General features: G+C 61.2%; 12 protein-coding genes. 7 read left to right on the forward strand and 5 right to left on the reverse strand.

Going from position 1 to position 13990, the window contains the following annotated elements; all coding sequences use genetic code 11:
- The first annotated feature begins 52 nt into the window (after positions 1-52).
- A complete protein-coding gene (locus RVM26_RS07450; RefSeq protein WP_498940534.1) occupies positions 53-1090 on the forward strand; it encodes an IS630 family transposase in 1038 nt (345 codons plus the stop codon).
- A gap of 31 nt (positions 1091-1121) precedes the next feature.
- On the opposite strand, the gene tnpC is transcribed toward RVM26_RS07450, so the two are convergent.
- Positions 1122-2561, reverse strand: coding sequence for an IS66 family transposase (gene tnpC / locus RVM26_RS07455; protein ID WP_498941534.1), 1440 nt, complete (start codon positions 2559-2561; stop codon positions 1122-1124).
- A gap of 556 nt (positions 2562-3117) precedes the next feature.
- Here tnpC and RVM26_RS07460 point away from each other — a divergent pair.
- Positions 3118-4434 (forward strand): hypothetical protein, encoded by a 1317-nt coding sequence (locus RVM26_RS07460; protein ID WP_081138960.1) that lies wholly within the window; start codon positions 3118-3120, stop codon positions 4432-4434.
- Between the two features lies 1 nt (position 4435).
- On the opposite strand, the gene RVM26_RS07465 is transcribed toward RVM26_RS07460, so the two are convergent.
- Positions 4436-4954 carry a zinc ribbon-containing protein gene (locus RVM26_RS07465; protein WP_039179834.1) on the reverse strand — a complete coding sequence of 173 codons (519 nt, stop codon included), beginning with the start codon at positions 4952-4954 and terminating at the stop codon, positions 4436-4438.
- 163 nt (positions 4955-5117) lie between these two features.
- Between RVM26_RS07465 and leuS the strand changes: the two genes are divergently transcribed.
- From leuS to RVM26_RS07490, 5 genes are all read left to right on the forward strand, one after another.
- Positions 5118-7703 carry a leucine--tRNA ligase gene (gene leuS, locus RVM26_RS07470; RefSeq protein WP_498941535.1) on the forward strand — a complete coding sequence of 862 codons (2586 nt, stop codon included), beginning with the start codon at positions 5118-5120 and terminating at the stop codon, positions 7701-7703.
- A complete protein-coding gene (locus tag RVM26_RS07475) occupies positions 7700-8194 on the forward strand; it encodes an LPS-assembly lipoprotein LptE (RefSeq protein ID WP_498941536.1) in 495 nt (164 codons plus the stop codon). Before leuS ends, RVM26_RS07475 begins: the two co-directional genes overlap by 4 nt.
- Positions 8191-9258, forward strand: coding sequence for a DNA polymerase III subunit delta (gene holA / locus RVM26_RS07480; RefSeq protein WP_498941537.1), 1068 nt, complete (start codon positions 8191-8193; stop codon positions 9256-9258). The genes RVM26_RS07475 and holA overlap by 4 nt, the downstream gene beginning before the upstream one ends.
- A 100-nt stretch (positions 9259-9358) precedes the next feature.
- Entirely contained in the window at positions 9359-9757 is a 399-nt protein-coding gene (locus RVM26_RS07485; protein WP_498941538.1) for a PA2779 family protein, read from the forward strand.
- Positions 9735-10697 carry a PA2778 family cysteine peptidase gene (locus RVM26_RS07490; protein WP_498941539.1) on the forward strand — a complete coding sequence of 321 codons (963 nt, stop codon included), beginning with the start codon at positions 9735-9737 and terminating at the stop codon, positions 10695-10697. The genes RVM26_RS07485 and RVM26_RS07490 overlap by 23 nt, the downstream gene beginning before the upstream one ends.
- 187 nt (positions 10698-10884) lie before the next feature.
- Here RVM26_RS07490 and sthA read toward each other — a convergent pair whose 3' ends face one another.
- From sthA to nqrF, 3 genes are all read right to left on the reverse strand, one after another.
- On the reverse strand, positions 10885-12276 hold the full coding sequence (gene sthA, locus RVM26_RS07495; protein WP_016914076.1) for a Si-specific NAD(P)(+) transhydrogenase: 1392 nt from the start codon (positions 12274-12276) through the stop codon (positions 10885-10887).
- Positions 12277-12309: 33 nt separating this feature from the next.
- The gene (gene nqrM, locus RVM26_RS07500) at positions 12310-12564 is read right to left on the reverse strand and encodes a (Na+)-NQR maturation NqrM (protein WP_039179819.1); all 255 of its coding nucleotides are present in this window, start codon (positions 12562-12564) and stop codon (positions 12310-12312) included.
- Between the two features lie 181 nt (positions 12565-12745).
- A complete protein-coding gene (nqrF, locus tag RVM26_RS07505; protein ID WP_096922836.1) occupies positions 12746-13978 on the reverse strand; it encodes an NADH:ubiquinone reductase (Na(+)-transporting) subunit F in 1233 nt (410 codons plus the stop codon).
- Positions 13979-13990 lie beyond the last annotated feature (12 nt).

Consider the following 13990-nt stretch of genomic DNA (forward strand, 5'->3'; position numbering starts at 1 on the left):
GATCAAACACACTATTAACCCGGCATCCAAATAGCCATGCTATAATGCCGGCATGAACAGAGAAGATGCTCGCACACTCCATCCCGCCGCTCAGGAAGAAAAGCGAAAACTTGCGGTTCGCCTTTCCAAGCGTGGGATGAAGAACAAAGAGATCGCCAAGGAGGTTGGCGTTCACCCCCTCACCGTCGGCCGGTGGCTTACGAAATACCGTGAAGGCGGTCTAAAGGCCTTGCTCGCCCAGGTTCGTGGGCGAAGAGAGGGCTCTGGCCGCCAGCTCACCCCTGATGAAGAAAGTCGACTCCAGGCCATGTTGGTCGACAAGACACCTGACCAGTTGAAGCTTCAGTATGCCCTGTGGACACGCAAGGCCGTACAGGAGTTGATCAAGCTGGAAACCGGGAAGTGGGTGCCAATTCGCACCATTGGCGAATATCTGAAACGCTGGGGGTTCACTGTTCAGAAGCCCAAGAAGCAGGCCTATGAGCAGCGTCCAGCCGAAGTAAAGCGCTGGCTGGAGGAGGACTACCCAACCATTCATGCCCGAGCCAAGGCCGAAGATGCCGAGATTTACTGGGGCGATGAGACCGGGTTGCGTAGCGATAGCCAGCATGTGCGTGGCTACTCACCCCAAGGCGTCACCCCCGTCCTCCGGCTCAATGCGAGAAGAGCGACGATCAATCTCATTTCCGCCGTCACTAACCAGGGCAAGGTACGGTTCCGGTTTTTCGACGGCACCATGAATGCGCAAATTCTGATCGACTTCATGAAGCGCTTGATTCGTGATGCCAAGCGGAAGGTCTTCCTGATCCTGGACAACCTCAAGGTCCATCACGCCAAGATCGTCAAGGCCTGGCTGGCGGAGCATCGGGATGAGATTGAAGTGTTCTACCTTCCACCCTACTCGCCGGAATTGAACCCCGATGAGTATCTGAACTGCGACCTCAAAGCCGGCGTGCATAGCGGTACTCCGGCGCGCAGCAGAGACCAGCTGAAGAGGAAGGCGATGTCTCACCTTCGGAAGCTTCAGAAGCTCCCGAGGCGAGTCGCGAAATACTTCAAAGCCCCGTCAATTCGATACGCCGCATCATAGCTATTTTATTGCCGGGTTGTAACTGTTTAGCTCACGCCGCCTGGTCCAGCTCTTCCCGCCGCATGAAGGCGGGCACCTCACCGGCAAACAGCTGCTCCAGTGCCGTGTGCGCCGCCAGGCCCTGTTTGACCGCGGTCGAGAGGAAGCTGCGCATCCGGCAGAAGATCTCGGCGCCCTCCCAGGAGCGAAAACAGCCCGAGATCTTCTGCTGAACCTTGGTCATCCGCAGATCCCGCTCCCCCTGATTATTGGTGAAGGGAGCGGCAGGGTCGTCGAGGAAACGCAGCACGTCGTCCTCGTACGCCCGGAGGCGTTCCAGCAGATTGCGCGACTTAGTGCGCTTGACCCGGCCTCGTGTTCCAGAGGGTGGTGTGACCGGCGGTGGGCACTCGGCGTCCCCTTTTGCCAAACAGTCTCGGTAACGCTGTCGCCAAGCGCGCGTCTCATCGGCCGATAACCTGCCATCCGCCGCCTCCACGGCGCGACGCATGTCCAGCAGCAGGTCATGCAGCGCCTTGGCCCATGCATGGCCATCGTTCTCCCAGGCCGCCGTCAATTCCCGCAGGTGGTGGGCATTGCACAGGGCGTGCCGGCAATCCGAGTAGCGGTAGTAGGGCTTCCAGTGATCATGCACCAGCACACCATTCACGAAGGGCAATACGCCGATGGCGTCCATCGCCTCCTGGCCGCGTTTGGCGTGTGGGGCCAACCAGGTCAGGGCCTCGTTGGAGGCACTGTGAAGCCAGTAGCGCTTGCCGCCGACCTGCATCCCGGTCTCATCGGCATGCACTGTGGCCGCTTCGCGTAGCGCCGGGATCACCCACTCGGCGAACGCCTCGGCCCGCTGGTAGGCCTCCTGGTTGAAAGCAAACAGGGTGCCGGTGCTCAGCGCCAGGCCGCACTGGGAGGTCAGCAACTCGCGGATACGGGCATAGGGCAACAGCTGATACTGGGAGAGATAGACGACATGCGCTTTGAGGCGGGGGCCATACTGGATGGGCCGCGTCACACCCTCGGGAAACGGCGCCACGTAGCGTTGTCCCTTATCGTCTTCAAGAACCTCGGCTTGGTACTCGGTGACCACGGCCTGGATCACGATGTCCTGCACTTGGCGCGTTTCAACACCCACCGGGCGGTAAGTGCGCCCCTTGGGGAGTTGCCGACGATCGACGCGGAGCTTGACCACCTCGTCGGGGTCCGTCACCGGCGCCAACGTCTTGCCCTCATGCCCCGGTTGTCCGCCGGGGCGCCGCTCGCCTTTGGCGCGCGTGCGGCGCTGGCGGTTGGGGTCCTGGGACGGTGGCTTGCTGCTGTTGCGGCTGCTGGTGGCCAGTCGGTCGGCCATCAGCTTGACCAGCAGCATCAGGACATCGATGGCCGCACGCAGCGACGGCGAGACCGTCTGGTCTTCCTTGAGCTGCTGCCGGACCCGCTCCAGGGCCTCGTCGACGTTGATATCGCTGATGGTCATGTCACCGCATGGCATGTCGGTTGTCTGGGTACACTATGCAGAAAAATCAGGTGGTTGGCGACCCCCTACCTACAGCCAACTGAATAGTTACCCGGGTTAATATCGTGCCCGCTCGTTTTGCCTGTTAAATCATACTCTATGCATAAAATCTGCTTAGGTCACCTATCTGGCGAAAATTTTTCTCAGCTTGGGTGGCTGGATCGGCACTGCGTTGCAGTGCTTCGCGGGTGCCTCGCTTTGCTCGTTACGCCGCGCTACGGGGTTGGTCGCGTTATCGTTGGGTTGGTGGCTTGATCGTCGCGCGCTGAAGCGTCCTCCCACATCTCTCATCTGACACGCCTGCCTTTTCCCCACACCGTCCAACTCTGACAACTGTGATCTCTCACATATGTCAGCTCGCACCGCTGTCATTTCTCACACCTGTTATCTCCCTCATCTTTCATCTCTCACATGGTGCATCCCCAGCATTTGCTGTCTCACCTCTCCCCTCGTTCTTGCCGCTGGCCTTCTTTTGCAAAGCAGCTTAGCCTGCTAACTCAACCAGTAAGGGTGTGCGATGCAAGAGACGACGAGGCGGCAGCGGGTGGCGGGTGGGTTGTTGTTGCTGGGGCTGTTGGTGCAGGTGGTGGGCTTTACCGGGGCTTTTGCGGCGGCGCAGGGGGTGAGCTATCTGCTGTGGGCGGCGGTGGCGTTGCTGTGGCGGGAGATTCCTCGGCGTTCACGGCGTCAGGCGGGGGTGTTGAGCGCGCTGGGGGCTACGATGCTGGTGGTGGCGCACTCGGTGTATGGCGCGGCGGTGAATTGGCCTGCCATGCTGCAGGGCAATGTATTCGTGGCCACCATGCTGGTGGGGGTGAGCTTTATTTCCCTGATCGGCACTCAGGGCAACAAGCGTGCGCCGGGCAGGCGGTTGACAGGGGCGGCGGGCGTGCTGCGTACCTGGCTGGGGGTGCATTTTCTGGGCACCATTCTGAACCTTTCCACGGTGCTGATGGTGGGCGACCGGCTGGCCCGGCGCGGGCCGTTGACCACGCCGCAGCTGTTGGCATTGAACCGGGGGTTGAGCAGCGCGGCGCTGTGGTCGCCGTTTTTTGCCTCCATGGCGGTGGTCATCGCCCTGGCGCCAGAGGTGCAGTACGCGCAGATTGCCGTGGTGGGGTTTCCGCTGGCCATGCTGGCGGGGCTATTTACCACCTGGGAGCTACGGCGGCGGTTCGATTTGCGCGAGGTGGATGGCTTTTCGCTGTCGCCGCGTAGCCTGTTCATGCCTGCGGGCATGGCGGCGCTGGTCATGCTGTTCCATGTTTGGCTGACGCCTGCGCTGAGCATCGTCAGTATCATTACCTTCCTGATTCCCGGCGTGGCGCTGCTGAGCAACCTGCCTGCGGGGCCGCGCTTTACCCTGCGCCGTTTGCGTCAGCACACCGTCACACGGTTACCGGCCATGCGCGGGGAGATTTCGCTGTTTCTGGCGGCGGGCTTGCTGACCGTGGGGCTTTCCACGCTGGTGGCCGCAGCGGCAGGCGATGCGTGGACGCTGTTTGCGCGGTTTGGTGCGCCCCAGGCCATGGCCAGCTTTGCAGCCATTGCCCTGAGCGCGCTGGTGGGGCTGCACCCGATCATTGGGGTGTCGGTGCTGGCCTCGGTGCTCAACCTCAGCGGTGCGGAGCAAACCCTGTTTGCCTTCGTGGGGCTGAGCGCCTGGGCGGTGGGCACCAGCGTGGGGCCGCTTTCCGGCATCAACCTCTCGTTACAGGGGCGTTATGGGGTCAGCGGCTACCAGATGATGAAGAACAACCTGCCCTATGCGGCGCTCATGAGCCTGCTGTCGCTGGGCGCGATAGCAGGCTTGAGCGCCTGGTTGGGCCTGTAGCTCAGGTTTCGATGATCTTGTTGGGGAAGCGGTAGAAGTAGCGGTGGCCGCACTGGTGGCAGGGCTCCAGCCGGGCGACTTCGTTGAGCATCACTTGGGCGTCGCAGTGGGTGCAGGCCATCAGGCCCGGCGCGGCGATTTCGCCTTCGCAGTAGTCGGCACGGGCGGCTTCCAGATCGTCTTCGAAGCGCTCCCGCTCGACGATGCTGCGGTCGGCAATGGAAAGCAGCGACTCTGCCACGCGGCGGGAGAGCCGGTCCAGGTCGATGCCCAGCCAGCTGGCTACCTGCTTGCCGGTATCGGCCATGTAGTAGCGCATGTCTTTCAGGTCGCGCTCTACCCAGGCGCGCAGCAGGGCCAGCTCGTCCTTGGTGTACTCTTCCAGTTCGGCTTCAAAGGCAACGGCGTCGTCCAAATCCTTTTGCAGGTTTTCCCAGGTGAGTTCGTTGGCGCCATCCTGCATGCGTTCCAGCAGGCGCTCGTAGCCTTCGCGAAGGCGATGATCGTTATGTTTTTCCATGGGTCCTCTCCTTTTGTTGCCACAGGTGCTGCCTATCATCGGTTAGCCGTTCAAGGATACACCGGCATAGGATACAATCGACGTTACTTATCTGACAGTCGTCATCCACTATTCACTTTGCGCCCTTTTTCGGGCGAATGACCCCAAGGCATTGAAAACACCGATGGACGCACACTACAGCCCCCGTGATATCGAACGTGATGCTCAGCAGTACTGGGAAAAGCACCAGTGCTTCAAAGCCGTAGAAGACGCCAACCGCGAGAAGTTCTACTGCCTATCCATGTTCCCCTACCCCAGCGGCAAGCTGCACATGGGCCACGTGCGTAATTACACTATCGGCGACGTTGTCTCACGTTTCCAGCGCATGCAGGGCAAAAATGTCATGCAGCCCATGGGGTGGGATGCCTTCGGCATGCCGGCGGAAAATGCCGCGATCCAGAATCAGGTGCCGCCCGCCAAGTGGACCTACCAGAACATCGATTACATGCGCAACCAGTTGAAGGCACTGGGGTTTGCCTACGACTGGAGCCGTGAATTCGCCACCTGCGATACCAGCTACTACCGCTGGGAGCAGTGGTTCTTCACCAAGCTGGTGGAGAAAGGGCTGGTCTACAAGAAGATGTCCACAGTGAACTGGGACCCAGTCGATCAGACCGTGCTGGCCAACGAGCAGGTCATCGACGGCTGCGGCTGGCGTTCCGGTGCGCCGGTAGAGCGCAAGGAGATCCCGCTGTGGTTCCTGAAGATCACCGACTACGCCGATGAGCTGCTGGCGGACCTGGACAACGTCGAGTGGCCCGAGCAGGTCAAGACCATGCAGCGCAACTGGATCGGCAAATCCCGTGGCGTCGAGCTGAGCTTCGAGATCAAAGCTGCCGATGGCAGCGCCTGCGAGCCGCTGGCGGTGTACACCACCCGCCCGGACACGCTGATGGGCGTGACCTACGTGGCCGTGGCCGCTGGCCATCCGCTGGCCAAGCAGGTCGCCGAGCAGAGCAGCGAGATGGCTGCGTTCTGTGAAGAGTGCGCCAAGGGCGGCACTTCCGAGGCGGAAATGGCCACCAAAGAGAAGCTGGGCATGGCCACGGGCCATAAAGCCATTCACCCGTTAAGCGGTGAAGAAGTGCCGGTATTCGTGGCTAACTTCGTACTGATGGAGTTCGGCACCGGCGCGGTGATGGCCGTTCCCGCCCACGACCAGCGCGACTGGGAGTTTGCCACCAAGTACGGCATCGAGCTGAAGCCGGTGGTCGCCGACGAGCACGGCAATACGCCGGATATCTCTGAAGGCGCTTACACCGAGCGCGGCACGCTGATCAATTCCGGCGAGTTCGATGGTCTGGAATTCCAAGCCGCGTTCGATGCCATTGCCGCCAAACTGGCCGAGCTGGGCCGTGGCGAGGTGAAAACCAACTACCGCCTGCGTGACTGGGGTATTGCCCGCCAGCGTTACTGGGGCGCGCCGATTCCGGTGAAGTACGGCCCGGAAGGCCAGACCGTGCCGCTCTCCGATGACGAGCTGCCGGTGGCGCTGCCCATGGAAGTCACCGTGGATGCCTCCGGTTCGCCGCTGAAGAAGATGCCGGAGTTCTCCGAGCTGGGCGATGGCTGGGTGCGTGAAACCGACACCTTCGACACCTTTATGGAGTCCTCCTGGTATTTCGCCCGCTTCTGCTGTGCGGATAACCACGAAGCGATGCTGGATGAGCGCGCCAACTACTGGCTGCCGGTGGATCTCTACATTGGCGGCATCGAGCACGCCATTTTGCACCTGCTCTACGCCCGCTTCTTCCACAAGCTGCTGCGCGACTTCGGCATGGTCGACTCCGACGAGCCGTTCCAGCAGCTGCTCACCCAAGGTATGGTGATCGCTGAAACCTTCTACCGCATCAAGGATAACGGCGGCAAAGAGTGGTTCAACCCCGCCGATGTGGAAGTGAAGCGCGATGAGAAAGGCCGCCCGCTGAGCGCCGTACTGATGAGCGACGGCCAGCCCGTTGAAATGGGCGGCATCGAGAAGATGTCCAAGTCGAAGAACAACGGCGTGGACCCGCAGTCGATGATCGACAAGTTCGGGGCCGACACCGTGCGCCTGTTCATGATGTTTGCGGCACCGCCCGAGCAGTCGCTGGAGTGGTCGGATTCTGGCGTGGAAGGCGCGCACCGCTTCCTGAAGCGCATCTGGCGTCAGGTTACCGAGCATCTGGCGGCGGGCACCCCCGGCACCTTGAACGTGGATGCGCTGAACGACGACCAGAAAGCGCTGCGTCGCAAGACCCACGAGACCATCAAGAAAGCCAGCGACGACATTGGCCGCCGCACCACCTTCAACACTGCCATTGCCGCCGTGATGGAGCTTTCCAACGCGGTTGCCAAGTTCGACGACAGCTCTGAGCTGGGCCTGGCGGTGAGCCGTGAAGCGCTGGAAGCCTGCGTACTGCTGCTGGCCCCGATCACCCCGCACCTGTGCCACACGTTGTGGCAGCAGCTGGGCCACACCCAGCCTGCCATCGAAGCGCCGTGGCCAGCGGTGGATGAAGCCGCCCTCACCCGCGACAGCATCGAGCTGGTGGTGCAGGTGAACGGTAAACTGCGCGCTCGCCTGGAAGCCCCGGCCAGCGCCGACAAAGCCGCCATCGAGAAACTGGCGATGGAGAGCGACAACGTCCAGCGCCATCTGGAAGGCAAGACGGTCCGTAAAGTGATCGTGGTGCCGGGCAAGCTGGTCAACATCGTGGTGAGCGGATGAATCGACGTCACTTCCTGACCCTTGGCAGCGCTGCCTGTGCGGTGGCGCTGCTGGGCGGCTGCGGGTTCCGCCTGCGCGGCACCGACTCCATGCCCAACCTGCCGCCGCTGGCCCTGGAGGGGGATGCCAACAGCACCCTGGCCCAACAGCTGCGCACCCGTTTGCAGCAGCTGGGCACCGAGGTGGAAAACGGCGCGCCCTGGCGCGTCACTCTGGGCACCCCTTCGCTTCAGGAGCGGCGCATCGGGACCGATAGTCGTGCCAGCCGTGAGCATGAGCTGACGCTGAGCACGTCGCTGTCGGTGCAGCAGCGGGAAACCAATGCCTACGCCCTGAACAACGCCACGCTGAGTACCAGCACGCGGATTCGCGTCAGCGATGACGACCTGCTGAACCGCGAGACGCTGTTCCAGGAAGCCGAGCAGACCCTGACTCGACAGCTGGCCCAGCGCATCGTCGAGCGGTTGGCCAATCTCGAGGCGCTGCGGTGAAGGTATTTGCCGATCAGCTGCCTGCGGCCCTGGCCAAGAAGCTGCCCAAGGCAGTCATCGTGGCAGGAGACGAGCCGTTGCAGCACCGCGACGCCTGCGATGCGGTGCGTGCAGCGGCGCGCCAGGCCGGTATCGAAGAGCGCGAAGTGCTCGATGTGGAGCCCAACTTTGCCTGGGGGCGGCTGCTGGAAACGGCCAGCAACCTATCGCTGTTCGCATCCAACAAGCTGCTGGAGCTGCGCCTGGGCAACCACAAGCTGGGGCAGGATGGCAGCAAGGCGCTGGCCCAGTACGCCGAACTGATGGAAGGCAGCGATGACCTGCTGCTGATCAGCATGGGCAAGGTCGATGCCAAGCAGCAGAAGTCGGCCTGGTTCAAGGCGCTGGACAAGCACGGCCTGTTCGTGCCGGTCTGGCCGGTCGATGCCTCGCGGCTGGGCTACTGGCTGCGTGACCGGGCGGCCCTGCATGGCCTGCAGCTCGACCTGGACGCCGCCAGGCTGCTGGGCGAACGCACCGAAGGCAACCTGCTGGCCGCCGACCAGGAGCTGCAGAAACTGGCGCTGATGCACCCGCCCCAGGCCCGCCTGGGGGTCGAAAGCATCGCCCAGGGCGTGGAGGACAGCTCGCGTTTCGATGTCTTCAACCTGGCGGATGCCTGCCTGAAGGGAGAGCCCAGCCGCGCCTCGCGCATCGTCAACGGCTTGAAAAGCGAAGGTGTGGAAGCGCCTATCGTGCTGTGGGCACTGACCCGTGAGCTGCGCACCCTGCTCTCGCTGCATCAGCATCTGGATCAAGGGCAGAGCTTCGAGCACGCCTGCAAAAGCCAGAAGCCGATGATTTTCGACAAGCGCCGCCCGGCGTACCAGAAAGCCATCCAGCGGCTGCCCATGAAGCGGCTGCACAAGCTGTTGCTGATGGCCCAGCGGCTCGATCTGGCCGTGAAAGGAGCATCGCCGGTGCCGCTTTGGGCCGGGCTTCACGATCTGGCCATGAGCATGGCAGGCGCCCGGGGCATTCTCTCGGAACCCCCCTGGACCTACCGAATTAGTGCAAATAATTAGCACTTTTCCATTTTGTCTTAAATCTCTTGACGTTTGTTTCTATACTATTGATTCAAGCGCTAAAAACGCTTGCTCCCCGACCAGTCTAAGGAAGAAGACGATGAAAACAGTGCGTGCTTACCTCTCGACCCTTTTGATTGCTGCGTTAGTGCTGGCCAGCCTGCCCGTCGTGGCGGCACCCACCGCTCCTCAGGGCATGGATCTGGTATCGACGCAGTCTGTTTTAGCAGGCGACCGTGCCGGTGCGGACCGCGAGCGTATCAGTGAAATCCTCGCTCGTGCCGATGTGCAGGATCAACTGCTAAAGCAGGGTGTGAACCCCGCCGATGTGGAAGCCCGTGTGGCGGCGCTGAGTGATGCAGAAGCGCAACAGATGGCCCAACAGCTGGAAGAACTGCCGGCCGGTGCGGGTGTGATCGGAGCCCTGTTTGCGGTCTTCATCATTCTGCTGATCACCGACATTCTCGGGTTGACCGATGTCTATCCGTTTACCCGCTAAGCGCCTCGGCCTGCTCCACCGCTTGTTCAACGCCCGCACTGCGGGCGTTTTAGCGTTGGTACTGCTGCTCGGTGGCTGTGCCCGCGCCCCCGTGCTGCTGGAAAGCACCCAGCGTGACCTACCGCCGCAAGCAGAGCTGCAAGACGTGCCGTTCTTCGCCCAGACCGAGTACCAGTGTGGCCCCGCCACCCTGGCCATGGTGCTGACCCATGAAGGGGTGGACACCAGCGTCGATGAGCTGATCCCCCAGGTGTTCATTCCGGGGCGAGATGGCAGCGTGCAACCGGAAATGCTGGCCACGGTGCGTCGCCAGGAGCGGCTGGCGATCCCCATTCGCGCCACCATGGATGCCCTTCTCGGCCACCTGGCGGCGGGTGACCCTGTGGTGGTCATGCAGAACCTGGCGCTGCCCGCCTTCCCCATGTGGCACTACGCGGTAGCCATTGGCTACGACCTGCCCGATGAAACGCTGTTGCTGCGTAGCGGCGAGATCGAGCGCCATCGCCTGTCGTTCAGCCGCTTCGATGCCACCTGGGCGCGCAGCCAGCGCTGGGGGTTCGTGGTCAGCCAGCCGGGCACGCTGCCCGAAGGTGTCACGGCGCGCAATGCGCTAGAGGCCATTAGTGCCTTTGAAGAGCAGCACGGATCAGAGAAAACGCTGAGCAGTTGGCAGGCATTCAGTGAACGCTTCCCGCACAATCCTACAGGGCAATTTGCGCTAGGCAATGCGCTGTATGCCGATGGCCAGCCCGAAGCCGCCCTGGCCGCCTTCGAGACGGCCACGAACCTCGACCCGGAGATGGGTGCTGCGTGGCTCAACCTGGCCATTTTACAATTCCAGCAAGCGCGCCTTGCAGACGCCAGAGCATCGCTTACCCAAGCCGCTTCCCTTGAAGGCGAATGGCAGCCCCGGGCTAGACAGCTTTTGGAAACGCTATAGCGTCGCCCTGAAGAGCCGTGAGAGGAAGCTTCAACTCGCGACGGTGCTGAAATGCACCCGTGGGAGGGAGCTTCAGCTCGCGATGGGGGCCTGGCCGAGGCGTCTGACGACGCCATTCGCCCGCTAAAGCGGCCTCCCACCGATACTGACCAGGGCCAACCTTTGCAGGAAGACCCGCCCCGACCGCTTAGAACACCCGGTTCAGACCGTTTTGTGCCGCCACTCGATAGGCTTCTGCCATGGTGGGGTAATTGAAGGTGGTGTTGACGAAGTACTTGAGCGTGTTGGCCTTGCCCTCCTGCTGCATGATGGCCATGCCGATGTGCAGGATCTCCGATGCCTGGTCGCCAAAGCAGTGGATACCGAGGATCTCCAAGGTGTCCTGGTGGAACAGGATCTTCAGCATGCCGACCGTATCGCCGGTGATCTGGGCACGGGCGGTATCCTTGAAAAACGCCTTGCCGACTTCGTAAGGCACTTTCGCTTCGGTCAGCTCGCGCTCATTGGGGCCAAAGGAGCTGATTTCGGGAATGGTATAGATACCGGTCGGCACGTCGCTGACGAAACGGTACTCCTTCTCCAGCAGCTCGTTGCACGAGTTGAGCCCCTGATCGTAGGCGGCACTGGCCAGGCTTGGCCAACCAATCACGTCGCCTGCGGCATAGATATGTGGAATCCCCGTGCGGTAGTGTTCGTCCACGCTCAGCTGACCGCGGCCATTGGCCTCCAGGCCGATGTTCTCGAGCCCCAGGCTGTCGGTGTTGCCGGTGCGGCCGTTGGCCCACAGGAAGGCATCGGCGCGGATTTTCTTGCCGGACTTGAGGCGCACCACTACGCCGGCTTCGTCGCCTTCGACACTGGCGTACTCTTCGTTGTGACGAATCAGCACGCCGTGCTTGCGCAGGTGATACGACAGCGCATCGCTGATCTCGTCGTCCAGAAACGACAGCAGGCTATCGCGGTTGTTGATCAAGTCCACCTTGACGCCCAGGCCGGAAAAGATCGAGGCGTATTCACAGCCGATGACCCCGGCACCAAAAATCACCAGGGTGCGCGGCGTATGCGACAGGCTGAGAATGGTATCCGAGCAGTAGATGCGCGGGTGGCGGAAGTTGATGTCTGCCGGGCGGTAAGGCCGGGAGCCCGTGGCAATGACGATCTTCTTGGCCACCAGCTCTTCCATGCCTTCCTGGCGGTCACGCACCACCACGGTGTGTTCATCCTTGAAGCGGGCAACGCCATGGAACAGGTCGATGCGGTTACGCGCATAGAAGGTGGTACGCATTTCGACCTGTTTGTCGATGGTGCCGCGAGAGCGCTCCATCACCTTGGGAAACGAGAACCAGCGGGGTTCACCGATGTCGCGGAACATGCGGTTGGTGTTGAAGGCCATGATCTGCTTGACCTGATGGCGCAACGCCTTGGAAGGAATCGTGCCCCAGTGGGTACAGTTGCCCCCTACCTGCGCCTGCTTTTCGATGATGGCCACCCGCATGCCATGTTTGGCTGCATTGATGGCAGCGCTCTCGCCAGCCGGGCCAGTACCGATTACCACGACATCATAATTGTGAACCGCCATAGGGTTTCGTTCTCCTTGAAAATAAACGGGAGCTTAGCGACGCGTGGCATCGTAGCCCAGGTCGGCACCGCGGCTCTCGTCGCTGCGGCGGCGCGCACTGTTACGTTTGCGGTTCTCTTCTTCGCATACTTCGTCCTTGCCGCCGCAGATATCGCAGCCATCTTTCAAACCGAGCTGGTTGAGCCCGCCACAGGAGCCTGCAATGGGCTTGCGTCCCATCAATACGCCCACCGCCATTGCGGTCATTACCAGCGCCATGAAGCCAAATACCAGTAGCCAGATTGCCATGATGTTCTCCCAGCTGTGTTGCTAGCATCGTTGAATGGTCACACCTGCCGACCACGGTTGGGCCAATAAGTGCCTTGAAAGTTGGCCCTATTGTACCTCAGCCAACACAAAATGATCAGGCATAAACGCCAACGGGGCTGACCCGAAGGTCAGCCCCGTTGTGGAGCGCGTCTGCGCTACCTTAGCCGCCGAAGTCATCCAGCAGGATGTTTTCCGGCTCGACTCCCATATCAAGCAGCAGCTTGATGACGGAAGCGTTCATCATGGGCGGCCCACACATGTAGTACTCGCAATCTTCAGGCGCCGGGTGGTCCTTCAGATAGTTTTCGTACAGCACGTTGTGGATGAAGCCCGTCGGGCCTTCCCAGTTGTCTTCCGGCTGCGGATCGGACAGCGCCAGATGCCACTCGAAGTTCGGGAACTCTTCGGCCAACTGGTCGTACTCTTCGTTGTAGAAGGTCTCGCGCCAGGAGCGCGCACCATACCAGAACGAAATCTTGCGGTCCGACTTCAGTCGCTTGAGCTGATCGAAGATATGGCTACGCATCGGGGCCATACCGGCACCACCACCGATGAAGACCATTTCCGCGTCGGTGTCCTTGGCGAAGAACTCACCAAACGGACCCATGACCGTTACCTTGTCACCCGGCTTCAGGTTGAAGACGTAGGTAGACATTAGGCCAGGCGGATGGCTGCTGCCCGGAGGCGGCGTGGCGATACGGATGTTGAACTTGAGGAGGCCTTTCTCTTCCGGATAGTTCGCCATGGAGTAGGCGCGGATGACTTCCTCGTTGTTCTTGTGGGTAATATCGAACAGGCCGAATTTTTCCCAGTCGCCACGATACTCTTCTTCGATGTCGAAATCGGAGAACTTGATATCGTAAGGCGGTGCCACCAGCTGCACGTAACCACCCGCACGGAAGGCCACTTCTTCACCTTCAGGCAGCTTCAGGTTCAGCTCCTTGATGAAGGTCGCCACGTTGGGGTTGGCGGTGACTTCGGTTTCCCACTTCTTCACGCCGAAGACTTCTTCCGGCACTTCCACTTTCATGTCCTGCTTTACAGGTACCTGACAAGAGAGGCGCCAGCCTTCTTTCTTCTCACGCATGGTGAAGTGAGATTCTTCGGTGGGCAAGATCGAGCCGCCGCCCTCTTCCACTCGGCATTTGCACTGGGCGCAAGAACCACCGCCACCACAGGCAGACGACAGGAAGATGCCGTTGGCCGCCAGGGTGTTCAGCAGCTTGCCGCCAGCCTGGGTTCTCAGGGTGTGCTCGGGGTCGCCGTTGACTTCGATCGTCACGTCCCCGCTACTCACTAGCTTGCTTCGCGCTGCCAGAATGATCGCCGTCAAGCTGATGACGATGATCGTGAACATGACAACACCGAGCAAGATGACAGATGTATCAACCATGTCGGTTTCCTA

Source organism: Halomonas sp. KM072 (assembly GCF_050710315.1).
Classification (GTDB): domain Bacteria; phylum Pseudomonadota; class Gammaproteobacteria; order Pseudomonadales; family Halomonadaceae; genus Vreelandella; species Vreelandella hamiltonii.